The 22364-nt window shown below is 68.6% G+C and carries 18 protein-coding genes and 1 pseudogene; 9 read left to right on the top strand and 10 right to left on the bottom strand.

Translation table 11 applies throughout. From position 1 onward, the window contains the following. The first annotated feature begins 24 nt into the window (after positions 1–24). The gene (locus J0J01_RS22055; RefSeq protein WP_296384609.1) at positions 25–819 is read left to right on the top strand and encodes a lysophospholipid acyltransferase family protein; all 795 of its coding nucleotides are present in this window, start codon (positions 25–27) and stop codon (positions 817–819) included. Here J0J01_RS22055 and gmk read toward each other — a convergent pair. Together gmk and J0J01_RS22045 are read right to left on the bottom strand one after the other, a co-directional pair. Beyond that, the gene (gene gmk, locus J0J01_RS22050) at positions 802–1449 is read right to left on the bottom strand and encodes a guanylate kinase (protein WP_296384606.1); all 648 of its coding nucleotides are present in this window, start codon (positions 1447–1449) and stop codon (positions 802–804) included. The genes J0J01_RS22055 and gmk overlap by 18 nt on opposite strands. Further along, positions 1439–2323, bottom strand: coding sequence for a YicC/YloC family endoribonuclease (locus J0J01_RS22045; RefSeq protein ID WP_296384604.1), 885 nt, complete (start codon positions 2321–2323; stop codon positions 1439–1441). Before J0J01_RS22045 ends, gmk begins: the two co-directional genes overlap by 11 nt. A 62-nt stretch (positions 2324–2385) precedes the next feature. On the opposite strand from J0J01_RS22045, the gene J0J01_RS22040 reads away from it, so the two are divergent. Both J0J01_RS22040 and J0J01_RS22035 read left to right on the top strand, forming a co-directional pair. Then, complete coding sequence (locus tag J0J01_RS22040) at positions 2386–3138, top strand: SDR family NAD(P)-dependent oxidoreductase (RefSeq protein ID WP_296384603.1); 753 nt, start codon at positions 2386–2388, stop codon at positions 3136–3138. Between the two features lie 95 nt (positions 3139–3233). After that, positions 3234–5693, top strand: coding sequence for a hypothetical protein (locus tag J0J01_RS22035; protein WP_296384602.1), 2460 nt, complete (start codon positions 3234–3236; stop codon positions 5691–5693). Here the strand turns inward: J0J01_RS22035 and J0J01_RS22030 are convergent. Further along, complete coding sequence (locus J0J01_RS22030; protein WP_296384600.1) at positions 5686–6369, bottom strand: VWA domain-containing protein; 684 nt, start codon at positions 6367–6369, stop codon at positions 5686–5688. The two genes, J0J01_RS22035 and J0J01_RS22030, sit on opposite strands and share 8 nt — an antisense overlap. Before the next feature lie 60 nt (positions 6370–6429). On the opposite strand from J0J01_RS22030, the gene J0J01_RS22025 reads away from it, so the two are divergent. Continuing rightward, positions 6430–7962 carry a hypothetical protein gene (locus J0J01_RS22025; protein ID WP_296384598.1) on the top strand — a complete coding sequence of 511 codons (1533 nt, stop codon included), beginning with the start codon at positions 6430–6432 and terminating at the stop codon, positions 7960–7962. A 233-nt stretch (positions 7963–8195) separates the two neighbouring features. Continuing rightward, complete coding sequence (locus J0J01_RS22020) at positions 8196–9437, top strand: MFS transporter (RefSeq protein ID WP_296384596.1); 1242 nt, start codon at positions 8196–8198, stop codon at positions 9435–9437. Here the strand turns inward: J0J01_RS22020 and J0J01_RS22015 are convergent. Together J0J01_RS22015 and J0J01_RS22010 are read right to left on the bottom strand one after the other, a co-directional pair. After that, on the bottom strand, positions 9352–10275 hold the full coding sequence (locus J0J01_RS22015) for a division plane positioning ATPase MipZ (RefSeq protein WP_296384594.1): 924 nt from the start codon (positions 10273–10275) through the stop codon (positions 9352–9354). The two genes, J0J01_RS22020 and J0J01_RS22015, sit on opposite strands and share 86 nt — an antisense overlap. Positions 10276–10680: 405 nt before the next feature. Next, entirely contained in the window at positions 10681–12789 is a 2109-nt protein-coding gene (locus tag J0J01_RS22010) for a molybdopterin oxidoreductase family protein (protein WP_296384593.1), read from the bottom strand. Positions 12790–12834: 45 nt separating this feature from the next. On the opposite strand from J0J01_RS22010, the gene J0J01_RS22005 reads away from it, so the two are divergent. After that, entirely contained in the window at positions 12835–14025 is a 1191-nt protein-coding gene (locus tag J0J01_RS22005) for a hypothetical protein (protein ID WP_296384591.1), read from the top strand. After that, on the top strand, positions 14022–15662 hold the full coding sequence (locus J0J01_RS22000; protein WP_296384588.1) for an AMP-binding protein: 1641 nt from the start codon (positions 14022–14024) through the stop codon (positions 15660–15662). Before J0J01_RS22005 ends, J0J01_RS22000 begins: the two co-directional genes overlap by 4 nt. On the opposite strand, the gene J0J01_RS21995 is transcribed toward J0J01_RS22000, so the two are convergent. The 4 genes from J0J01_RS21995 to cyaY form a co-directional block, all read right to left on the bottom strand. Beyond that, complete coding sequence (locus J0J01_RS21995) at positions 15659–15811, bottom strand: hypothetical protein (RefSeq protein WP_296384586.1); 153 nt, start codon at positions 15809–15811, stop codon at positions 15659–15661. The two genes, J0J01_RS22000 and J0J01_RS21995, sit on opposite strands and share 4 nt — an antisense overlap. Positions 15812–15939: 128 nt before the next feature. After that, entirely contained in the window at positions 15940–16335 is a 396-nt protein-coding gene (locus J0J01_RS21990) for a hypothetical protein (protein ID WP_296384584.1), read from the bottom strand. Between the two features lie 62 nt (positions 16336–16397). After that, positions 16398–18152, bottom strand: coding sequence for an ABC transporter transmembrane domain-containing protein (locus J0J01_RS21985; protein ID WP_296384583.1), 1755 nt, complete (start codon positions 18150–18152; stop codon positions 16398–16400). Then, positions 18149–18445 carry an iron donor protein CyaY gene (cyaY, locus tag J0J01_RS21980; RefSeq protein ID WP_296384580.1) on the bottom strand — a complete coding sequence of 99 codons (297 nt, stop codon included), beginning with the start codon at positions 18443–18445 and terminating at the stop codon, positions 18149–18151. The genes J0J01_RS21985 and cyaY overlap by 4 nt, the downstream gene beginning before the upstream one ends. A gap of 131 nt (positions 18446–18576) precedes the next feature. On the opposite strand from cyaY, the pseudogene rpmE reads away from it, so the two are divergent. Together rpmE and J0J01_RS21970 are read left to right on the top strand one after the other, a co-directional pair. Next, a pseudogene (gene rpmE, locus J0J01_RS21975) lies at positions 18577–18780 on the top strand (50S ribosomal protein L31); the annotation flags it as partial. A gap of 148 nt (positions 18781–18928) precedes the next feature. Next, positions 18929–20971: a molybdopterin-dependent oxidoreductase gene (locus J0J01_RS21970; RefSeq protein WP_296384577.1), complete on the top strand. Its 2043-nt coding sequence runs from the start codon at positions 18929–18931 to the stop codon at positions 20969–20971. Here J0J01_RS21970 and J0J01_RS21965 read toward each other — a convergent pair. Continuing rightward, complete coding sequence (locus J0J01_RS21965) at positions 20968–22362, bottom strand: MFS transporter (protein WP_296384575.1); 1395 nt, start codon at positions 22360–22362, stop codon at positions 20968–20970. The two genes, J0J01_RS21970 and J0J01_RS21965, sit on opposite strands and share 4 nt — an antisense overlap. Between the last annotated feature and the right edge of the window lie 2 nt (positions 22363–22364).

Here is a 22364-nt window from a genome sequence, read left to right as displayed (position 1 = left end):
GAGCGCTCACTAGTATCAGAGTCCATGATCCGGTCCACTGCCTTCAACCTCTATGCCTACATCCTCACCCTGCTGGCGGCGCTGGTCGGCATCGTGCTGTCGCCGATCCCCAGCCCCCGCCCGCTGCGGTCGCTGCTGCAGGGCTATGCCCGGGCGATCCGCTGGGGCATGCGCTGGATCGGCGGAATGATCGTCGAGATGCGCGGCCATCCGCCGGCCCAGGGGCCCGCCCTGCTCGCCTGCAAGCATCACAGCGAGATCGATGGCTTCCTGCTGGCCGCCCAGTTCCCCGGCATCGCCTTCGTCGCCATGGAGGAGCTGTTCCGATTGCCGCTGATCGGCAAGATCCTGCACCGCCTGCAGATGATCCGGGTCGATACCGGCGGCGGCGCCCGCGAGCGCAGCAACCTCGCCCGCTATGCCAAGCGCGCCTGCGACAGCGGCCGCACCATCGCGATCTATCCCGAGGGCTACCTGATGGCGCCGGGCGAACGCGAGCGCTACCGCTCCGGCATCTACTACCTGTCGCGCGATCTCGGGCTTCCCGTGACCCCGGTCGCAACTTCGGTCGGCCTGCTGTGGAACCGCCGCGACTGGCGCAAGAAGCCCGGCCGGGCCGCGGTCGAGTTCCTGCCGCCGATCGCGGCGGCCGGGCTCGACAAGGAGACCTTCATGCACCGGCTGGAAGACGCCATCGAGCAGGGCAGCGACCGCCTGATCGCCGAATTCTCGGGCCGCCCCTACAAGCCCTCGCAGCTGGTGCTGCGCTCGCGCGGCCAGACTGCGCCGATCTCCGGCGGCTCAGCGTCCCTCGCGTAGGGCCTTCACGAAGTTCGACAGGCCGATCTGCCGCTCGCGTTTCAGCCGCTCGGCGGTCAGGATCGATTTCAGCTCCATCAGGCTGGTGGCGATGTCGCGATTGATGATGGTGTAGTCGTACTCGGCGTAATGGCTCATCTCGTCGGCCGCCTTGCCCATGCGCTTGGCAACGACGTCGGGCGAATCCTGGGCACGCGTCCGCAGGCGCTTCTCCAGATCGCGGGTCGAGGGCGGCAGGATGAACACCGTGACCAGATCGTCGCGGCCCTTCTCCTGGAGCTGCTGCGTGCCCTGCCAGTCGATATCGAACAGCACGTCGCGGCCGGCGCTGAGCGCCGCCTCGACCGGCGCCTTTGGCGTGCCGTAGTAGTGGTCGAACACCCGCGCATGCTCGAGGAACTCGCCGCGGTCTCTCATGCCGCTGAAGGTCGCGGTATCGACGAAGCGGTAGTCGACGCCGTCCTTCTCACCCGGACGGCGGGCGCGCGTCGTGGCCGAGACGCTGAGCTGGATCTGCTTGTCGTTGTCCAGCAGCTGGCGCGATAGCGTGGTCTTGCCCGCGCCCGAGGGCGAGGACAGCACCAGCATCAGGCCGCGCCGCTGGATCACCGGCGCCTCGTCATTCGACATTCTGGACCTGCTCCCGCATGCGCTCGACGGCGCCCTTGAGATCGATGCCGATGCGCGTCAGCTCGATGTCGGCCGACTTCGAGCACAGCGTGTTGGCCTCGCGATTGAACTCCTGGCAGAGGAAGTCGAACTTGCGGCCGACCGGATTGTCCGGCCGCGCCTCGTGCAGCAGGCTGCGCGCCTGGGCGATGTGGGCAGTGAGGCGATCGAGCTCCTCGCGCACGTCGGCCTTGCCGACCAGCAGCGCCGTCTCCTGCGCGAAGCGCTCCTCGCTGAGCGCCGGGACGCGGCCCAGGAGCTCGTTGAGCTGGGCCTCGAAACGCTGACGCACCACGCCGATCTGCGCCTGGGCGCGCTCGGCGGCGCGGCGGCACAGCCCGTCGATCTCGTCGACATGGCCCTCGAGCACGCCGGCCAGCGCCTTGCCCTCGCCGGCGCGGGCATTGGCCAGCCCCTGCAGCGCCTCGCCGAGGGTGCGCATGACCGCCGCGTCGAGCGATGCCAGTTGCTCCTCGTTCTCGGCACCCTCGTCTTCCTCCTCGATCACGCCGCGCACGCGCAACAGGCCGTCGGCGGTCGGCGCCGCGGCGCCGGTGCCCTTGCGGACTTCCTCGACCAGCGCGCCGAGCTCGGCCAGCAGCGCGCGGTTGATGCGCAGCGGCTTGGCCTTGGCCTCGCTGGTCATGGTGAGGGAAAGCGCCACGTTGCCGCGCTTCAGCCGCGTGCCGGCGGCGGTGCGGGCGGGGTTCTCCAGGCGGTCGAAGCCTTGCGGCACCCGGCAGCGGACCTCGAGATTGCGTCCATTGACGCTGCGTGCTTCCCAGACCCAGCGCCGCCGCTCATCCGCGCCCTGCGCCCGGGCATATCCCGTCATGCTCGAAATCAAACGATCCGCTCCACTGGCCCCGTCGTGGCGAGGCCCCTTACTATTATCGCATGACAAAGTCATTCGCGAGCATCGTCATCACCGGCGCTTCGAGCGGCATCGGCGAGGCGCTGGCGCTCGACTATGCCGCACCTGGCATCGCCCTGGCGCTGTGCGGCCGCGATGCCACGCGCGTGACCGCCGTCGCGGACGCATGCCGCGCCAAGGGGGCGGCTGTGGATGACTCGGTCCTCGACGTCACCGACCGCGCCGCGCTCGCCGCCTGGCTGACCCGCTTCGACGATGCCCATCCGGTCGACCTGCTGATTGCCAATGCCGGCATCTCGATCGACGATGGCCGTTCCTCGCTCGGCGATTTCGGCCGCATCCGCCAGACCATGGCGGTCAATGTCGATGGCGTTTTGAACACCGTCGAGCCGCTGGTCGGCCGCATGATCGCGCGCAAGCGTGGGCAGATCGCGGTGGTGTCCTCGCTCGCGGGCTTCATCGGCCTGCCCTACTCGGCGTCGTACAATGCCAGCAAGGCCTGCGTGCGCGTCTGGGCCGAGAGCCTGCGCTACGTGCTGAAGAAGAATGGCATCGGCGTCAGCGTGATCTGCCCGGGCTTCGTGGCAACTCGCATAAATGCTGAATCGACGTTCAAGATGCCCTTCCTGATGACCGCGGCGCGGGCCTCCGCGATCATCCGGCGCGGCCTCGCGCGCGACAAGGCGCGCATCGCCTTCCCGCTGCCGACCAAGGCCGGCGTCTGGTTCGGCGGCCTGCTGCCCGGTGGCTGGACGGCGCGGCTTCTGGGGGCATGAAACAGAAACGATACAGACGAATGCTATAGAGAGCTGCCGCAGTTGCTTACCGCCGAGCGGCGCCACCCGAGGTTTGTATCGTTCCCAGAGGTGAGATGCCGGCGAGCCCCAGCGATCCGTCGTCACCTAGATTCTCGGTCATCTGGCCCCATGGCGGCAGCCTCAAGGCTGCGTCGCACTGCATTTCCTCGCTCGAAGCGCAGCCCTGCTCCGATTTCGAACTGGTCCTTCACGATGGCGAGTCCTCGGAGGGCGCGGCCGGGCTCGTCGGCGCGACAAGGCAACGCAACTGGTCGTTGCGGCTGGTGCCGGGCGGCGCCGGCAGCAAGGGCGAACGACTTCTGGATCTGCTGAGGCATTGCCAGGGCGACTACATCGCCTTCCAGCCATCCGAAGGTCGGCTCCGGCCGCAAGCCTTCGATCTGGCCGTGCAGAAGTTCCGGCAGATGCCGGGCATCGGCGGCCTCTGCGCCAGGAACTTCCTGGTCGCCGCCGACGGGAAGGCGCTGCCGAACGTCGACATCGTCACGTTGCTGTTCACCCTGTACCGGCCGTTCCTGCCGGCAGGCTTCATCGACCGCCGCGCCTTGTCCGCCTCCGGCCTGCAGGAGGATGGATGGTTCGAGAGCGCCCTCGATCTGGATCTGTGGTCGAGCCTGGCGATCGATCATGGCATCGGCCACCTGGACGACGACGTGCTCGACGACACGGGCCGCATCCCGTCCTGGGATTGGCTCGGCGGCGATGCCAGGACGGACCTGGCCGATCGGATCGCCGTCGTTGCGCGGCTCTTTTCCAGCGAAGGTTTCTTCGGCCGCGACCCCGTGCTTGCAGCCGAGAGCACGGCCAATCAGGCGGCTCTTCTGTGGCAGCACTTCCGCGCGCTCGGCGTCGAGGAGATCGAGTGGCTCGTGACGGTGCCGCTCAACGCCGCCGTCCGGGAGTTCCAGCCGCCGGCGGAACCGCACTCGCAGCATCAGCGCAGCCTTCACCGGCTGCTGTGCGCCCGCAGCGAGAATCTCGGACTCCTCGAGGCGCCGATCCAGCGGCTGCTCGCGGCCGCGGCGCGGGCGAACCGACCCTTGTCCGGGCGCATGGCGCGCGCTCTTTGGAACGCGCCGCTCTACGGCCCGTGGCTGCGCAGCAAGATAATCCTTCGTACCGTGCCGAAAGCCGACTTCCACAGGTTGGCGCCGACACGGGAGGAGATGTTCGCCGACCTCTATGCCCATGTCGCGGAGCTCTACGCCGCGCGCGGTCAGACCGACCTTGCGCTCGCGATGTGGGAGCGCGCGCGGCCGCACGCCGACGAGACCGGCGACAGCCGCGCGAACCAGGAGCTGCTCCGCCTGCCCGAGGTGACCGACGCCCTGATCGCCGACCACCAGAAGAAATGGGTGGACCGCCACGTCGCCCATCGCGTCGCCGTCGCGCCGGCGTCGGCGAGGCGCTCGACGGCCGGCCGCAAGATCCGCATCGGCTACCATTGCTCGTTCATGAACTCCGACACCATCCGCTACCAGATGCGCGACGTCCTGCGGGCGCATGACCGGGGCGGATTCGAGATCCATGGCTATGCCGCCGGCCCGGTGGTGGAAGACATCCGCGGCGCTTACGACGTGGTGCACGACACGTCGAACGCCACCGACAGCGAGCTGTTCGCCGCGCTGGTCCGCAGCCGGGGAATCGACGTTTTCGTCGAGCTCTCCGGCTTCTCGCCGGGTCACCGCTTCGCGGCGATGGCGCACCGCTGCGCGCCGGTGCAGGTGAGCTTCCTCAATCACACCGGCTCGAGCCATGTGCCCAACGTCGACTACATCCTGGCCGACGAGATCTCGCTGCCCACCGGCAGTCCGGACGAGGCGCATTATTCGGAGCGCATCTGGCGCCTGCCGAACTGCTTCTTCTGCTTCGATTACCGCGACTCGCACGCGCCGGACATCGTCGCGCCGCCGTCAGCCAGCCGTCCCTACGTCACGTTCGGCTGCTTCGGCAGCGGCAGCAAGCTCAATCGCCCGCTGCTCGAGCTGTGGGCGCGCCTGCTGCACGCCGTGCCGGACTCCCGGCTATGGCTGCAGAACCCGCAACTCGCCAGCCCGAGCAACCGTCGGCTCATCGCGTCTCGCTTCGAGCATCTAGGCATCGACTGCCGGCGCCTGATCCTGCGGCAAGGCGCGCCGCGCGACCGGCTTCAGCAAGCCTTCGGCCAGATCGATGTCAGCCTCGACACCTGGCCGTACTGCGGCGGCAACACCATCGCCGAATCGTTCTGGATGGGCGTTCCGGTCGTCACCTTGAAAGGCGACCGGTTCAGCGCGCGCTACGGCGCTTCGCTGGTGACGGCGGCCGGCTGCGCCGACCTCGTCGCCGAGACGCCCGAGCAATACATCGAGATCGCCGCCGGCCTCGCCGCCGACCTGCCGCGCCGGCAGAAGCTGCGCCCCGCGCTGCGGCAAATGTCGATCGACCACGGCCTCGGCGATTCGACGGCGTTCGCGCGGACCCTGGAGAACGCCTACCGCGAGATGCTGGCGCGCGTCGCGTGCCTCACTTGAGCTGGTGCGTCAGCAGCGCCGCCGCGCCACCCTGCTCGCGGCCGTACTTCAGGAGCGCCGCTCGGCCGCCGGCGGCATAGGCCGCGACCGCACCCAGGAGCTTGCGGAGCTGGTCGGGACTGTTGCGGTCGAACTTGCAGTAGGCGCCGCGCGTCAGCCTGGCGATCTGCGGGAAGAGGCGCGACGCGACGCGGTCGTCGCCCTCGTGGAAGACGAACACCGGCAGGCCGATCAGCCCGAGCTGGCCCGCGAGGTGGCCGATCTCGTCGACATCCTCCTCGCAGCAATCGCCGACGAACACGACGGCATCGATCCGGCTCTCCTGCCGCTGCTCGGCGGCATAGCGCAGCACGCGGCCGATCTGGGTGCGGCCGGCGAGGCAGCGCACCGCGCTCATCAGGCGTGCGAGCTCGCGGCCGTCGGAGGTCCAGCGGCTGACCTTGAACTCGTCGAAGCCGCGATAGAAGGCGAGCCGCACGTCGAGCCCGCCCAATCCTTCGGCGGCGATGAACATCTCGCCCTGGATGCTGCAGGCATGGTCCCAGGTCGGCTCGCGGCTTGCGGTCGCATCCATGGCGAACAGCAACCGGCCGCGGGTGCCGGCGGGCCGTGCCGGCAGGCGGGAAACTTCCTGCACGAAGGTGTCCACCGAGGTGGTCGTGACCGCTTTGGTCATGCCACCGATATGGTGCGGTTTCTTTGCGCGCGCAATCTCATCCGCTATAAGGCGCGCCTCATGGGCGGGTCCAAACGGCGTTCCTCCTGGTGGGGCGACGCCCTGCTGATGCTGGTGTCAATCGTGGTGAGCGTTGCCGTCGCCGAGGCGGTGGTGCGCGTGCTGAACGGCCAGCCGCTGCTCGCCTTCCCGCTGCCCGACGCCCACGACGAGGGCGTGCTGAAGCCCGGGCAGGTCGACGCGATCGCGCGCGCACCGGGCGTCGACCGCGCCTGGTTCTTCACCGACCCGGCGCCGCTGCCCAACCGCCAGCCGCCGCCCGACGGCTGGCAAAGCCTGTTCATGGACCTGCGCGAGAAGCTGTCGCGCAATTCGTCGTTCCAGCCCAACGACGTCTTCAAGGCCTGGAACACGGCGTTCGCCGGCAGCGATCCCTGCCAGCATCCGTTCCTCAAGCAGGCGCCCGGCCAGCTCTATCTCTACGATCCGGCCGACGGAAAGGCCTCGCCGCCCTACCGCTTCTATCCCAACGTCACCCTGCCCGACCGGCTGGTGACCAACCAGATGGGCTGGCGCGGCGCGCCGATCGAGGTGCCGCGGGGCCCGCGCACCATCCGCATCGTCTTCACCGGCTCCTCGACCGTGGTCGACGGACACTTCGCGCCGTGGTCGTACCCGGAATATGTCGGCCACTGGCTGAACAAGTGGGCTGAGGCCAAGAAGCTCGACGTGCGCTTCGAGGTGCTCAACTCGGCGCGCGAGAGCAACGCCTCGACCGACATCGCCAACATCGTCCACAGCGAGGTCCTGCCGCTCCGGCCCGATCTCGTCGTCTACTACGAGGGCGGCAACCAGTTTCGCCTCGATTCGATCGTCGAGGACGTGCCCAAGGGCGCGGCGGTGCGCCCGCCCGGCACCGGCGCCAGCCTCACGCCGGACTGGCTGCGCGCGGCGTCGCGCTGGTCGGCGCTGCTCGGCCGCGTGCAGGCGGCGATCGGCTTCGCGGCATCCGACCTCGACGGCAAGGAATGGCCCAAGCCCGACTACAAGGTCGTGTGGCCGACCGGGCTCGACGAGCAGGATCCCGACCTCAACTATCCCAACCTGCCGGTCGACCTGAACAAGATCCAGCGCGACCTCGACCGCATCCGGGCCGATCTCGGCGCGATCGGCAGCGACTTCGCGCTCTCCTCCTTCGCCTGGATGGTGAAGGACGGGCTCGTGCTCGATCCGATCCGCCATCGCTACATCCTCGAGCAGCTCAACATCTCGAACTATCCCTACCGCTATCGCGACCTCGAGCGGCTGGCCAAGTTCCAGAACCGGCTGTTCGCCAAGTACGCGCGCGTCAACAACGTCGCCTTCATCGACGTCGCGGGCCAGCTGCCGCTCGATCCCGATCTCTTCCTCGATGCGGTGCATGCGAGCCACGCCGGCACGCGCATGCGCGGCTGGATCACCTTCAACCAACTCGTTCCGCTGATCGAGAGGCATCTCGCCGACAAGTCGTGGCCGCGGCCAATGCCCGATCCGCAGCCGCCGCTGCCGACCTTCACGCCGCGCCATATCATCCTGAGTTGCAAGGCGGCCTGAGCGGTTTTTCCGTCCCTGGATTGTGATATTCCTCCCCCGTCATCGGGGGAGGTGTCGGCGTCATACGCCGACGGAGGGGTCATGGCTGGAAACGCGGCACTCCGTGCCGCTCATGAGCGCGACTAGGCGCGGAGGTTGCTCCGCGCTTGTCGCGCGCTCCCAGCAATGACCCCTCCGCCCCGCGTCAGACGCGGGCACCTCCCCATATGAATGGGGAGGAAAAGTTGACGTTGATGCGAACGATGCTCCTGCTGCGGGTCTTCCTGCCGTTCGCGTTCGCTTACTTCCTTTCGTACATCTTCCGCGGCGTCAACGCGGTCATCTTCCCCCATCTCGAGCGCGACATCGGCATCACCGCGGCCGATCTCGGCTTGCTGACCTCGGCCTTCTTCCTGTTCTTCGCGCTGATCCAGCCGGTGCTCGGCGTGGCGCTCGATCGCTACGGACCACGCCGCGTCCAGACCGCGCTGATCGCGATCGCGGCGCTGGGCGCGGCGCTGTTCGGCTTCTGCACGTCGTTCGGCGAGCTGATCGTGGCGCGCATCCTGATCGGCATCGGTTTCGCCGGCGGGCTGATGGCGGCGATCAAGGTCTTCACCCTGTGGTATCCGCCGCGCCAATGGGGGATCGTCACCGGCTTCCACATGATGGCGGGCGGCGCCGGCTCGATGGCGGCGACGCTGCCAATCCAGTGGTCGCTGTCGATCGTGAGCTGGCAGGGCCTGTTCTTCTGGCTGGCCGGCATCTGCCTCGCCACCGCGGCGATCCTGTTCGCCGTCGTGCCGGACAAGCCCCCGAGCGCGCGGCCCGGGACCTTGCGCGAACAGTTCCGGGTCACCGGCATCGTGCTGACCGACGGCTTCTACTGGCGCATCCAGCCCCTGCTCGCGGTGCAGCAGCTCGCCTTCATCGGCTGCATCAGCCTGTGGATCGGGCCGTGGCTGCGCGACGTCGGCGGCGTCGCCGACAAGGAGCTGCGCGCCGACATCCAGCTCTACGCCACCGCCGCGACGGCGCTGGGCTTCGCCTCGAGCGGCATCATCGCCACCGCCTGCCGGCGCATCGGCGTCAGCGACTTCGCCTCGGCCGGCGTCACCAGCTTCCTGTTCGCGCTGGTCTGCGGCTGGATCGCCTTCGGTGCGGCGGCGCATCCGGTGCTGCCGTGGATCCTGTTCGGCTTCCTGGGCGCCTGCCCGATCCAGTACATGCCGGTGATGGTGGCGTCGTTCCCGCCCGACTATGCCGGCCGGGTCAGCACCAGCAGCAACCTCGTGGTCTTCCTGGTGATCTTCGCCGGCCAATGGGCGATGGGCAAAGTCGTCGACCTGTGGCCGCGCACCGCTGCCGGCTATTCGCCCGACGGCTATAGCTGGGCGTTCGGCGCCCTGTTCATCCTGCAGTTGGCCGGTCTGGCGTGGCTGCTGCTGTCTCGGGGACGGCCGATGGCGCGGCCGCATCTGGCGGCGGCAGATTGAGCGCCGCCACGAGGTCGCGCACCTCCTGGCGCGCGGCCACGTGGCTCATGGTGAGCGACGGACCGATGCCGCCGCCGCCTCTCTTCAGGTCGAGCAGGGTCAATCCGTTGAGGAACAGCTCGCGATAGATCACCCGCTCGCTGAGGCCCGCCGCGACGCGGAAGCCGATGCGCTTGGCCAGCGCCGCGATCACCGTGCCCATGTCGCGCTTGTTGCGCGCCGCCAGCGACGACAGGCGGTTGCGCATCACGATCCAGTCCACGGGGCGCGCGCCCTGCATCGAGCGGATCTGCCGCTGCTTCCACACCGCCTCGGCATAGACCGACGGCCGCACGACCTTGAGCGTTTCCGGATCGATCCGCGCCAGGAGGTCGAGATCGATGAAGCTGTCGTTGAGCGGCGTCAGCAAGGTGTCCGCCCAAGTATGCGCCAGCCGCGACAGATGCGTGTCGCTGCCCGGCGTGTCGATCACCACGAAGTCGGTGCCGAGCACCGCGGGCTCCAGCGCCGCCTCGAAGCGTGCCTTCTCGTCGGCCGAATCGCCGGAAGCCATCACCGCGGCGTGCATCGGCATCGCCAGCTCGACGCCCTTGCGCCTCAGGTAGGCGGCGCGATTCTCGATGTAGCGCGTCAGCGTGCCCTGCCGGGCATCGAGGTCGATGGTCGCGACCTTGGCGCGGTCGCTCATCAGCGACACGGCGATGTGCAGCGCCGTCGTCGACTTGCCCGAACCGCCCTTCTCGTTGCCGATCACCAGCACATGCGCGCGACCGGGCTCGCGCACGGACTGCACCTGCACGATGCTGGGGTTGACGGCGGGTTGGAAGGTGTCGGTCATCCTGTCGTCGCACAATGCCATTGATCTGTGTGGAAAAGGTCGGCCGAAGGCTGTGCGCAAGTCTTGGGATAAGTCGCGACTCGGAAGCTCTTTATGGGCATTGGACCGCGAATCGAGGAGCCAAAATCGGGCCTCGAATCGCGTTCCATTGCCCATAATAGGTGCCGAAATGTGAGTCGCTTATCCTGCTTGCACCTTCGATACCGCACGCAGGAAGCAGAGATGCCGCCCGTTGAATGTCGATCGGCACGCCGGTCGTCTCCAACCGTTTTCGACCGTTCATCGCCGTTTCCCCGAGCCGGGCCACGGCGAAAAGTATCGCCATGTCAAAGGCTTGGCGTTCAGGCCGTCTTCGCTTTCGTCAAAAACGGCAAAAACGGCCGAAAACCGCGGAAACCGCAGCGGCTAGGCCTTCCTGATCCAGACCGCGGTATCGTGGAACACGGCGCCGCCGTTGGGCCAGCCGGGATCGGCCGAGGTCACGGCATTGATGCCGATGCCGGTCTCGAAGTTGCGATTCGGCCAGATGCCCTCGACGATCACGACGCCGCGCTGCTGGCCCTTTTTCGGCTTGGCATGAACGATCGTCTTGCCGCGCTGGTTGCCGACCTCGACGCGATCGCCCTCGGCGATGGCCATCGCGGACATGTCCTCGGGGTTCATCATCGCCGTCGGCCGCACCTCGCGCTTCTGCGACGACGGCGTCTCGGTGAAGGTCGAATTGAGGAAGGTGCGCGCCGGCGCCGCGACCAGCCGGAACGGCTTCTCGTCGGTCGCATTGTCGATCACGTCGAAATGGTCGGGCAGCGCCGGCATCTCCTTGCCGCGCACGCCGAAGGCCGCCCAGTCGGGCTTGAAACGGAACTTCTTGTCGGGCCAGGCGAAGCCGTCGAGGAAGTGCGAGGTCTCGAAGCCGAGATGGAAATCCTGGCCGCCCTTCTGCCAGTTGGTCTCGGCGTCCCACATGTTCGAGACCTCGAGCGCCTCGTCCATGATCTCCCAAGCGGTCATGTCGAAGCCGCGATGCTTGGCGCCGAGGCGCTTCGCCAGCTCCGAGATGACGTAGTGGTTCTCGCGGCATTCGCCCGGCGCCTCGACGACCTTCTTGGTCACCTGGAAGAAGGTGTGACCGCTCGCCGTGTAGAAGTCGTCATGCTCCAGGAACATGGTCGCCGGCAGCACGATGTCGGCATAGGCCGCCGTCTCGGTCAGGAACTGCTCGTGCACGCAGGTGAACAGGTCCTCGCGCGCGAAGCCTTTGTGCACCTTCTCGAGCTCGGGACAGACCATCGCCGGGTTGGTGTTCTGGATCAGCAGCCCGGTGACCGGCGGGCCGTTCTTCAGGGCGTCGGTCTCGCCGACCAGGATCGGGCCCAGCCGCGACTGGTCGAGGTCGCGGATCGAGGTGTCGACCATGTCGGTGCCCTCGATCAGCCTCTTGCTGATCGGGTACATGCCGGTGTGGCCGTAGAGCGCGCCGCCGCCCTTGGCCTTCCACGCACCGGTCACGGCCGGCAGGCAGGTCACGGCATGCATGTTGTGCGCGCCGTTGCGGCTGCGGCTGAAGCCGTGATGGCAGCGAATGAAAGCGGCCTTCGCCTGGCCGTACATCCGCGCGAAGGAGACGATCTCCTCGACCGAAAGGCCGGTGATCTTCGACGCCCACTCCGGCGTGCGGCTGGCGACGTGCGCGGCCAGCTCGTCCGGCGCGTCGGTGTACTTCCGCATGTAGTCCCAGTCGGCATAGCCCTCCTTGATGAGGACATGCATGACGCCGACCGCCAGCGCACCGTCGGTGCCGGGACGCACCGCCAGATGCATGTCGGCCTGCTCGGCCGTGCCGGTGCGATAGGGATCGACCACGACGATCTTCGCCCCACGCTTCTTGGCCTTCATGGCGTGGGTCATGACGTTGACCTGGGTGTTCACGGGGTTGCCGCCCCAGATCACGACCAGGTCCGAATGCTCGTCGACCTCGCGCACGTCGGCGCCGCGCTTCACGCCGGTGCCGGCGATCCAGCCGGTATCCGCCAGGGTCACGCAGATGGTCGAGAACCAGCGCGAGTACTTCATCGCATGGCGCAGCCGATTGATGCCGTCGCGCTGCACCAGGCCCATCGTGCCGGCATAGTAGTACGGCCAGATCGTCTCGCTGCCGTGCTGGCGCGCCTTGGCGATGAACTGCTCGGCAACGATGTCGAGCGCGTCGGCCCACGAGATCTCGGCGAACTGCTTGCTGCCCTTCGGCCCGACCCGGCGCAGCGGCTTCGTCAGCCGGTCGGGATGGTGGATGCGTTCGGCGTAGCGGGCGACCTTCTCGCAGATCACGCCGGCGGTGTAGTCGTTGCGCATCGAGCCGCGGACCCGGCCGATCCGGTCGGGCGCGAGCCGCTCGACCTCCAGCGCGCAGGTGCTGGTGCAGTCGTGCGGGCAGACCGACGGCATGGTCTTGATGCCTTCCTCGGCACTGCGCCCCACTTTCAGGGGCGCATAGGCATGATCGTCGGGGGACATATGGACGCTCCGCGAGAAGTGCCGCAGCATATAGGCCAACCGCCCATGGGAACACCCCACATCCGCCGCGCCACTGAGGAAGATTCGGGCGCTCTTGCCACATTGGTGCCCGGCGTCGTGCCGTCGGGCACCGACGAGCACCACGCCACCTTCGTGATCGACGGGCCGGCCGGTCCGATCGCCGTGCTCGACTTGCTGCAGGGCGAGCGCCATCTCGACCTGCTTCATTTGCGCGCGCCCGACCTCGCGCATGCCCAGCTCCTGCAGGGCTTCGCCGAGGCGGCGGCACGGGCGCTGCACGCGAGCGAGATCAGGTTGGCGCCCGGCGCCATGGACGAGGCCCAGGCGGCGGTGCTCGGCTATGTCGGCGGCGCCATGCGCGTGCGGCCCGCCGGCGTGCCGCTGTGGCGCGACGGCACCGCCGGCTTCAGCCAGTCGCTCTACTATCGCGGCGTCTGGGCGTCGCTGGCGCTGCTGACCGGGCTGGGCAGCGTCTCGCTCGCCGTGTTCAGCGGCGGCCAGCTCACGCTGGCGCACATCTTCCTGCCGGCCATCCTGTGCGTCGTCGGCACGCTGTTCGCGTTCTGGCAGATCCTGCTGATCTTACAGGCGTCGCGGCGGTCGAGCCCCTGGGTATTCGCGCTCTCGGCGGCGGTCGCGCTGGCGACCGTCGGGCTGGTCGGCATCACCGTGCGTGACCGCGCCGTGCCGGCGCTCAGCGAGCTGTGGGCGATCCGCGCCGGCGACACCGCGCTGGGCGATCTCGAGGCCAACGTGAGCCCGGACAGCCGCATGCTCTACGTCGCCGGCGCCTACGGCACGCACAGCGAGGAGGTGGTGCGCCGCGCGCTGGCCGAGAACAACGGCGTGCGCGAGGTCGTGCTCGAAGGACCGGGCGGCCGCGCCTCGGTGGGCTTCGCGCTGTTCCAGATGTTCCGCGAGCGCAAACTTGCGACGCGAGTCGAGACCGGCTGCGCCTCGGCCTGCACCATCGCTTTCCTGGGCGGCGTCGAGCGGACCGTATCGCCAAGCGGTCGGCTCGGCTTCCATGCCGCCAGCTTTCCCGGCATGGGAGAGGGCGACATGCACGACGCCAATCGCGGCATCCGCAACTTCATGGTCTACAGCGCGCGGCTCACGCCCGAGTTCGCGCGCAAGGTGATCGAGACGCCGGCCGAATCGATCTGGGTGCCGACGCACGAGGAGCTGCTGGCCGGCAAGGTGATCACCCGATGATCCCGCGCGGCCTGCCCTACGACGAGGCGATCGAGCGCTTCCGATGGACCATCCCCGAGCGCTTCAACATCGGCCGCGCGGTCTGCGAGCGCCACGAGCCGAACACGCTCGCCATGATCGTCGAGAATGCCGACGGCAGCGTCCGGCACTGGACCTTCGGCCAGTTGCTGGCGGCCAGCTCGCGTCTGGCCAATGCGCTCGCCGCGCGCGGCATCAGGAAAGGCGACCGCGTCGGTGTGTTCCTGAGCCAGAGCGCCGAGCTCACCATCTGCCATCTCGCCGGCTACCGGATGGGCGCGGTCGTATTGCCGCTATTCACTTTGTTCGGCGAGGAAGCGGTCGAATACCGCATGAACAACGCCGAGGCCTCGGCGATCATCACCGATGCGAGCCAGCTCCCCAAGGTGCTGGCCGTGCGCGAGCGGCTGCCGCATCTGAAGACCATCATCGTCATCGGCGCCGGCAAGGATGGCGCCGAGTTCCTCGACTGGGACAGGCTGCTGGACACGGCATCCGACCGGTTCGCGACCGTCGACACCCATGCCGAGGATCCGGCGCTGCTGATCTACACCTCGGGCACCACGGGGCAGCCGAAGGGCGCGCTGCATGCCCATCGCATGATGATCGGCTGCATCCCGGCGGTCGAGCAGATGCTCAGCCACTGGCCGCGCGGCAACGAGATCATGTGGACGCCGGCGGAATGGGCGTGGATCGCGGGGCTCTACGACGCCCTGTTCCCGGCCTGGTACTACGGCACGCCGGTGCTCGCCCACCGCTTCGCCAAATTCGATCCCGAGCGCGCCTTCGCCATGCTGGCCAAGCACAAGGTCGGCGTGACGTTCATCCCGCCGACCGCGCTCAAGATGATGCGCCAGGTGGACGAGCCCCGGAAGCGCTGGGACTACGCCCTGCGCGCCGTCTTCACGGGCGGCGAGGCGATGGGCGAGGAGCTGCTGGCCTGGGGACGCGAGACATTCGGCGCCATCATCTCGGAGGGCTATGGCCAGACCGAGATGAACCTGATGGTGTTGAATTCGCCGGAATGGTTCGAGGTCCGGCCGGGCTCTTGCGGCCGCGCCTGCCCCGGCCGCAGGGTGGCCATCGTCGACAACGAGGGCAACGTCCTGCGGTCGGGCCAGGAGGGCCAGATCGCCGGCTGGCGGCACGATCCGATCGTCATGCTGGAGTACTGGAAGAACCCCGAGGCCACGGCCCGGAAATATGCCGGCGACTGGCTGCTCACCGGCGACCTCGGGCGAATCGACGAGGACGGCTACGTCTTCTTCAAGAGCCGCGACGACGACGTGATCACGTCAGGCGGCTATCGCATCGGGCCGGGCGAGATCGAGGAGTGCCTGATGAAGCACCCGGCCGTGGCCATGGTCGGGGTGGTCGGCGTGCCGGACAAGGTTCGGACGGAGATCGTGAAGGCCTTCGTGCAGCTCCGGCCCGAGATGGCACCCAGCGACGCCCTGAAGACCGATCTGGCCGCCTACGTGAAGACCCGGCTGGCCGCCCACGAGTATCCACGGGAAGTCGAGTTCGTGGCCGAGCTGCCGCTCACCACCACGGGCAAGATCATGCGGCGCGAATTGCGCCGTCTTGACGCCGACAAGAAGGCGGCAGCAAAGGCCTAGAACAGGCTCAGGAACGTCTGCGCATTGCTTTCGGGAGCAGCACCCATCAGCGCCAGCAGGCCGATCAGGGCCGCCGGCCACCAGTCAGCCAGGCGCATGGCGCGATGGTCGGTCTGCTGCGTCGCGTGGAGCGGGAATCGGGCGAACATGGGGAAATGCCTATTTGGCCAGTGACAAAATTGAGTTTGTACTATGGTCGAGGAATACGCCGTAATAGGCTGTGAATCAAGCAGAAAGCCTCGACTATGCCTTTGTTGCGCTGCGGCAGGCATTCCCGTCAGCGCCGGCGAGCGTCGGGGCGGCTGCCTTGGCTGCGCCGAATGGCCACCCGGTTCGTGCCAAAATCCAGAAGGGTCGCGAAGTCGCCCCAGCTATTGGGCAATATCGAGCACAGGATGGCGAAGGCGACGCTGCCCATTGTCTGGCGAGCCTTGCGCCGCCGGTGCGGCGGATAGCGGATGCCGCAGCCCTCGTCTCTCGCCAGCCGGACCAGCCGGCCTTCGGCCATGCGGGACACCGATCCGTCGTCCCGGAAGACCGTGATGGAGTCGATCCGGCAGCCCGACCGGAGAAAGCTGGCGCAGGCTCGCAGCGCCGCGCTGGCGGAGCCGACCTCTCGCACCTGCGGGAGGATGTCGGAGGTCGGCCAGGTCGCCTTGATCCTGAATTTCATGATTCACAACTGTTGCAATCAGGCCTTACGCCGGCCTGACGAGCGGTCTGCGAATTCGCCCGCTACTCGGCCGCGGCCGAGATATTGAATTGCAGTTGGGCCAGCCGGGCGTAGAGGCCGCCGCGGCGGACCAGCTCGGCGTGGCTGCCGACATCGACCACTTCCCCCGCCTCCAGTACCACGATGCGGTCGGCCTTCTGCACCGTCGCCAGGCGATGGGCGATCACCAGGGTGGTCTTCCTGTGCATGATCCGGTCGAGCGCCTGCTGGACCGCGAGCTCGCTCTCGGCGTCGAGGGCGCTGGTCGCCTCGTCGAGCAGCAGCACGGCCGGGTCGCACAGCAGCGCCCGGGCGACGGCGATACGCTGGCGCTGGCCGCCCGACAGCCGCACGCCGCGGGTGCCGAGGTCGGTCTCGAAGCCTTGCGGCAGCGCCTCGATGAAGTCGAGGGCCGAGGCGGCGCGGGCGGCCTCTCGGACCTCCTCGGCGCTGGCGTCGGGGCGGCCGTAGCGGATGTTCTCGGCGACCGAGGCGGTGAACAGCACCGGCTCCTGCGGCACGATGGCCAGCGACCGGCGCAGGTCGCTGAGCCGCAGGTCGCGGACGTCGACGCCGTCGAGGCGGATCGCTCCCTGCTCCGGGTCGTAGAAGCGCATCAGCAGGTTGAAGACCGTCGTCTTGCCGGCACCTGAAGGTCCGACGATCGCGATCGTCTCGCCCGGCGCGATGCGCAGGTTGAGATGGGCCAGCGCCAGCGAATCGGGCCGCGTGGGGTAGCGGAAGGAGAGGTTCTCGAAGGCGAGCGCGCCGCGCGCCGGCTGGGGCAGCGCCTTCGGCTGGGCGGGCTCGCGGATCACCGGCTGCTCGGCGCGCAATTCGGCCAGCCGCTCGGCGGCGCCAGAGGCGCGCTGCAGGTCGCCGATGGTCTCGCTGATCGCGCCGCCCGAGCTCGCCACCAGCACGGCGTAGAAGACGAAGGCCGACAGGTCGCCGGCCGAGATGCGGCCGGAGATCACGTCGTGGCCGCCCATCCACAGCAGGAAGCCGACCGCGGCGAACACGATGAAGATCACCAGCGTGGTCATGATCGCGCGCCGGCCGATGCGCGCGACGGCGGCATCGAAGGCCCGTTCGGTGGCCCGCGCGAAGCGGGCGCCGGCGCTGTCTTCCTGGGCGAAGGCCTGCACCGTGCGCACCGCGTCGAGGGTCTCGCCGCCCTCCGACACCATGTCGGCGACCCGCGCCTGCGCCTCGCGCGAGAGCGTGCGCACCTTGCGGCCGAACAGGACGATCGGCGCCACCACGACCGGCACCACCGCCAGCACCCACAACGCGAGCTTGGGATTGGTGACCACCAGCATGACGATGCCGCCCAGGCACATCAGGGCATTGCGCAGCGCCACCGAGGCCGACGAACCGATCACCTGCTCGATCAGCTGGGCGTCGGAGGAGATGCGGCTCATGACGTCACCCGAGCGCTTGATCTCGAACCAGGCCGGCCCCAGGCGTACGACATGGGCGAACAGATCGCGCCGCAGGGTGCCGACCACCCGCTCGCCCAGCCAGGACACGAGGTAGTAGCGGGCGCCCGAGGCGATCGCGAGCACGACGGCCACCGCCAGCAGCGAGGCCAGCGCGTAGTTCAGGACATCCGGCCGGCCCTGGGCGAAGCCGCGGTCGATCAGCGCCCGGAGGCAGGCGCCGAACGCCAGCACCGTGCCGGCCGCAACCAGCAGCGACAGCAGCGCCAGCGCCACCCGGCCGCGATAGGGCCGCAGGTAGGGCGCGAGCAGGCGGAGGCCGGCGAAACGGTTCATTCGGGTTGCCATGCCAGGGGAACGCCCAGCTCGCCCGAGAGCGTGGACAGCAGGTCGCCGCTGCCGCGGGTGTCCTTCCACAGGCCGGTGACCTGGTCGAAGGCGTAGTGCCGGGCGCCGGACTTGGGCGAGCTCAGCCAGATCTGCCGGGTGGGTGCATGTTTGTTGACCACCCAGGTGCCGGCGTCGGCGTCGACCGTCAGGACGCCACCCTGCAGCTCGGCATCGTCGATCTCCTCCTCGAGGCTCTCGAGGAGGCTGTCGGCCAGGATTTCGAAAGCTTGCTCGCTCATCGTCCTTGGGGTCTAGCAGGCCACGGAAAGGCCGGACAACCGGGCTTGTGGACACAGCTTCGTGCCTGTATACCCGCCGCCTTGTCGCGCCGGCCGGTCGGAATCGGCCTTAAACTGCGCTGGAGAGGTTCATGAAAGAGAAGATCCACCCGGATTATCACAAGATCACCGTTGTGATGACCGACGGCACGTCGTTCGAGACCAAGTCGACCTGGGGCAAGGAAGGCCAGCAGATGCGGCTGGATATCGACCCCAAGACCCATCCGGCATGGACCGGCGTGCGCCAGACCATCGATCGCGGCGGCCGCGTGCAGCGCTTCAAGGACCGCTTCGGCGCCGGCGCCGGCACCAAGTCGAGCGGCAAGCCGGCAGCGGCCGGCCCCGCGACGGCAGCTAAGGGCGCCGCCAAGAAGAAGTAAGGCCGTCCCCGGCCTCGCCTTCTGTTAAAGTCCGGCCGTTTTCTGGTTCTGGGGAGACGGTCAGGTGAAATCCGTACGAGTCGTTTGTGCGCACGACTGTCCCGACATGTGCTCGCTCATCGCGCATGTCGACGACGGCAAGGTCGTGCGCGTCCAGGGCGACCCCGATCATCCCTACACCGCGGGCTTCGCCTGCGGAAAAGTGAACCGCGACGCCGACCTGGTGAACTCGCCGGAGCGCGTCGCGACGCCGCTCAAGCGTGTCGGCGCGAAGGGCAGCGGCCAGTTCAAGGCGATCACCTGGGACGAGGCGCTCGACGAGATCACGGCCAGGTGGAAGGCGATCATCGCCGAGAGCGGGCCGCTCGCCCTGCTCGGCTACGCCTACTCGGCCCACCAGGGCCTGATGAATCGCGGCTTGGTCAACGGGCTGTTCCATGCGCTGGGCAGCTCGCGGCTGCAGGCCGGCACGGTGTGCGACACCTGCTGCGAGGAAGCCTGGAACGTCACGGTCGGCCCGGTCGGCGGCGCCGATCCCGAGGACGTGGTGCATTCCGACCTGGTAATCTCGTGGGGCGCCGATCTCGCGGCGACCAACGTGCACTACTGGTCGCTGGTCGAGCACACCAAGAAGCAGCGCGACCTGCCGGTCATCGTCATCGATCCGCGCCGCACCCGCAGCGCCCGCGCAGCTGACCTCTACCTCCCCATCAAGATTGGCACCGATGCAGCCCTTGCGCTCGGCGTCATGCACATCCTGGTGCGCGACGGGCTCTCCAACCGAGATTATCTCGCCAAGCACACGCTGGGCTTCGACAAGGTCGAGACGGAGATCCTGCCGAAGTTCCCGCCGGCCAAGGTCGCGGAGATCACGGGCCTTCCCGTGGCCGACATCGAGAAGCTCGCGGCGATGTACGGCAAGGCCAGGGCCGCGATGATCCGGCTGGGCGAAGGCATGACCCGCCTCGCCGCGGGCGGCCAGGCGCTGCGCACGGTGGCGCTGCTGCCGGGCGTGTCGGGCCATTACGGCGTGAAGGGCGGCGGCTCGCTGCTGCTGACCGCGGCGTCGTGCGACCTCAACTACGCGGCAGTGCGCAAGCCGTCGGGTCCGGCGACGGCGCGCATGGTCAATCACCTGCGGCTGGGCGAGGAGCTGCTCAACATGCAGGACCCGCCGATCCGCGCGCTCTATGTCTCGGCCAACAACCCGGCGGTGACCTGCCCCGAGGCGCACAAGGTGCAGAAGGGCCTGGCGCGCGAGGACCTGTTCACCGTCGTGCACGATCCCTTCATGACCGATACGGCGAAGTACGCCGACATCGTGCTGCCGGCGGCGAACTATCTCGAGACCGACGATCTCTACCGCGCCTACGGCGCCTACTGGATGCAATGGGGCCGGCAGGCCGCCAAGCCGCGCGGCGAGGCGCGCTCGAACTTCGACGTGGCGCAGGCGCTCGCCAAGCGCATGGGCCTCGCCGACCGGATCTTCACCCTGGCGCCGCAGGACGCCGCGCAAGAGCTGTTCAAGGGTGCGACCGGCCCCGCGTCGAAGGCGGAGCCCGCCAAGCTGTTCGCCGGCGAGCCGATCCACATCAAGCACGACTGGCAGGGCCAGCCGTTCGGCACGCCGTCGGGCAAGCTCGAGTTCTACTCCGAGCAGGCGGCCAAGCACGGCCTGTCCGCCCTGCCCGACTGGAACCCCGACCCGATCGAGGTCGCCGATGCCGCCAAGTGGCCGCTGCGCCTGCTGACCGCGCCCGGCTACTTCCAGGCGCACACCGCCTTCTCCGGCGTGAAGTTCCTGCGCGATCGCGAGGGCAAGCCGTTCTGCATCCTGCATCCGGACGATGCGGCCAGGCGCGGTCTCAAGGACGGCGCCGAAGTGCGCCTGTTCAACGATCGCGGCGAGGTCGGCCTGATGCTGAAGGTGAGCGACGAGGTGCGGCCCGGCGTCGTGCTGGTGCCCGGCCAGCGCCCGAGCGGCGAATCGCTCGGCGGCACCATCAACATGCTCTGCTCGGACCGCTACACCGACATCGGCGAAGGCGCCACTTACCAGAGTACCTTCCTCGACGTCGGCCCGTGGAAAGGCCCGCGAAAGAGTTAGTGCGCCGTCCGGTTGAGCCGCAGCGCTACGATGCAGGCGATGGCTGCCGAGGCGGCGAAGCAAACCGGCACGACGAACGCCACCCAGGCCATCGCCTCGTGCGGCAGGTCGACAGCGAAGCCGGCCGAGTTGGCGGCGAGGCCGCTGAGCGCCGCGCCCAGGGCGAACCCCATCTGCTGCACCGTCGGCACCGAGGCGGCGGTCACCGCCTCCTCGCCCTTGCGCGCGCCGCTCATGATGCGCTGCGCAACGAAGGCCCAGCAGGTACCGATTCCCGTGCCGATGCCGATAATGGCCAGGCACAGCAGCAGCGCATGGGTGTCGGCGAGCAGGCCGGCGGCGACCAGCGACACCAGCATGGCGAGCGGGCCGAGCACGATGCAGCGCTTGCGCCAGTCCTCGACCGCGCCCGCCACCAGCAGCGACGCCGCCGTCCAGCCGAGCGAGGCGCAGGCGACGCCGTAGCCCGCGGTCAGCGGATCGAGGCCGTGCAGGCTCTGCAGGAAGACCGGGATGAAGATCTGCAACGGGCTGTAGGCCACCGCGACCAGCAGCAGCAGCCACAGGCCGAGGCCGCTCGGCGTGGTGAAGGCGAAGGCGTCGCTCGGCAGCAAGGGCGTCGGCGTCTTGCGGTCGACCCGCAGCATCGCCGCCAGGAAAGCAACGGCCAACGCGATCAGCAGCGCCTTGGCGACCGGCGCGGCCACGACGGCGGCCGACGATGAGCTGGCGATCGCCGCGCAGACCAGCGCCAGCCGCGCCCCGGGGAACGCGCTGCGCCTGGCGGTCGCGGTGCGCGCGGACGGCAGCACGCGGAAGGCGCCGAGCGCCAGCACCGCGGCGATGGCCGCGACCATGACGAACGAGCCGCGCCACTGGTCGTATTTGGCGAACACGCCGCCGGCCAGCGGCCCGACCAGGATGGCGACGCTCCACATGCCCGAGAGCAGCGCGATCACCCGCGCCCACGCCGCCTCGGGGAAGGTCGAGCGCACCAGCACGTAGGCCACGCCCGCGATCAGGCCGCCGCCGAAGCCCTGCACGAAGCGGCCGGCGATCACCCATTCCATCGCCGGCGCCAGCGCGATCGCGATCGCGCCCGCCGTGAACACCGCCGCGCCCGCAGCGTAGGTGTTGCGCGCGCCGAACGTCGCGGTGCCGAGGCCCGCGCAGGTCGCGGCGATGATCGACGAGGCGAGGAACGCCGTGCTCGGCAGGCTCATCAGCGCCGCGCCGCCCAGCTCGCCGACGATGGTCGGCAGCACGGTCGCCAGCATCAGCACGTTCATCGAATGCAGCAGGATGCCGCCCAGCAGCACCGCCAGCGGCGCCAGCCACTCGCGCCGCAGCAGCATGCTCCAGCCGTCCCGCGGCGCCCGATCCGTGTCCAAGG

It is taken from the genome of Reyranella sp., from assembly GCF_017305915.1.
Lineage (GTDB): Bacteria > Pseudomonadota > Alphaproteobacteria > Reyranellales > Reyranellaceae > Reyranella.
Note: the sequence above shows the minus strand (reverse complement) of the source record. Positions and strands in the feature narration are given on the sequence as shown.

Coding starts and splice junctions, on each gene's coding strand:
- J0J01_RS22055 (WP_296384609.1), top strand. CDS start 25: ATGATCCGGTCCACTGCCTTCAACCTCTATGCCTACATCCTCACCCTG.
- gmk (WP_296384606.1), bottom strand. CDS start 1,449: ATGTCGAATGACGAGGCGCCGGTGATCCAGCGGCGCGGCCTGATGCTG.
- J0J01_RS22045 (WP_296384604.1), bottom strand. CDS start 2,323: ATGACGGGATATGCCCGGGCGCAGGGCGCGGATGAGCGGCGGCGCTGG.
- J0J01_RS22040 (WP_296384603.1), top strand. CDS start 2,386: ATGACAAAGTCATTCGCGAGCATCGTCATCACCGGCGCTTCGAGCGGC.
- J0J01_RS22035 (WP_296384602.1), top strand. CDS start 3,234: ATGCCGGCGAGCCCCAGCGATCCGTCGTCACCTAGATTCTCGGTCATC.
- J0J01_RS22030 (WP_296384600.1), bottom strand. CDS start 6,369: ATGACCAAAGCGGTCACGACCACCTCGGTGGACACCTTCGTGCAGGAA.
- J0J01_RS22025 (WP_296384598.1), top strand. CDS start 6,430: ATGGGCGGGTCCAAACGGCGTTCCTCCTGGTGGGGCGACGCCCTGCTG.
- J0J01_RS22020 (WP_296384596.1), top strand. CDS start 8,196: ATGCGAACGATGCTCCTGCTGCGGGTCTTCCTGCCGTTCGCGTTCGCT.
- J0J01_RS22015 (WP_296384594.1), bottom strand. CDS start 10,275: ATGACCGACACCTTCCAACCCGCCGTCAACCCCAGCATCGTGCAGGTG.
- J0J01_RS22010 (WP_296384593.1), bottom strand. CDS start 12,789: ATGTCCCCCGACGATCATGCCTATGCGCCCCTGAAAGTGGGGCGCAGT.
- J0J01_RS22005 (WP_296384591.1), top strand. CDS start 12,835: ATGGGAACACCCCACATCCGCCGCGCCACTGAGGAAGATTCGGGCGCT.
- J0J01_RS22000 (WP_296384588.1), top strand. CDS start 14,022: ATGATCCCGCGCGGCCTGCCCTACGACGAGGCGATCGAGCGCTTCCGA.
- J0J01_RS21995 (WP_296384586.1), bottom strand. CDS start 15,811: ATGTTCGCCCGATTCCCGCTCCACGCGACGCAGCAGACCGACCATCGC.
- J0J01_RS21990 (WP_296384584.1), bottom strand. CDS start 16,335: ATGAAATTCAGGATCAAGGCGACCTGGCCGACCTCCGACATCCTCCCG.
- J0J01_RS21985 (WP_296384583.1), bottom strand. CDS start 18,152: ATGAACCGTTTCGCCGGCCTCCGCCTGCTCGCGCCCTACCTGCGGCCC.
- cyaY (WP_296384580.1), bottom strand. CDS start 18,445: ATGAGCGAGCAAGCTTTCGAAATCCTGGCCGACAGCCTCCTCGAGAGC.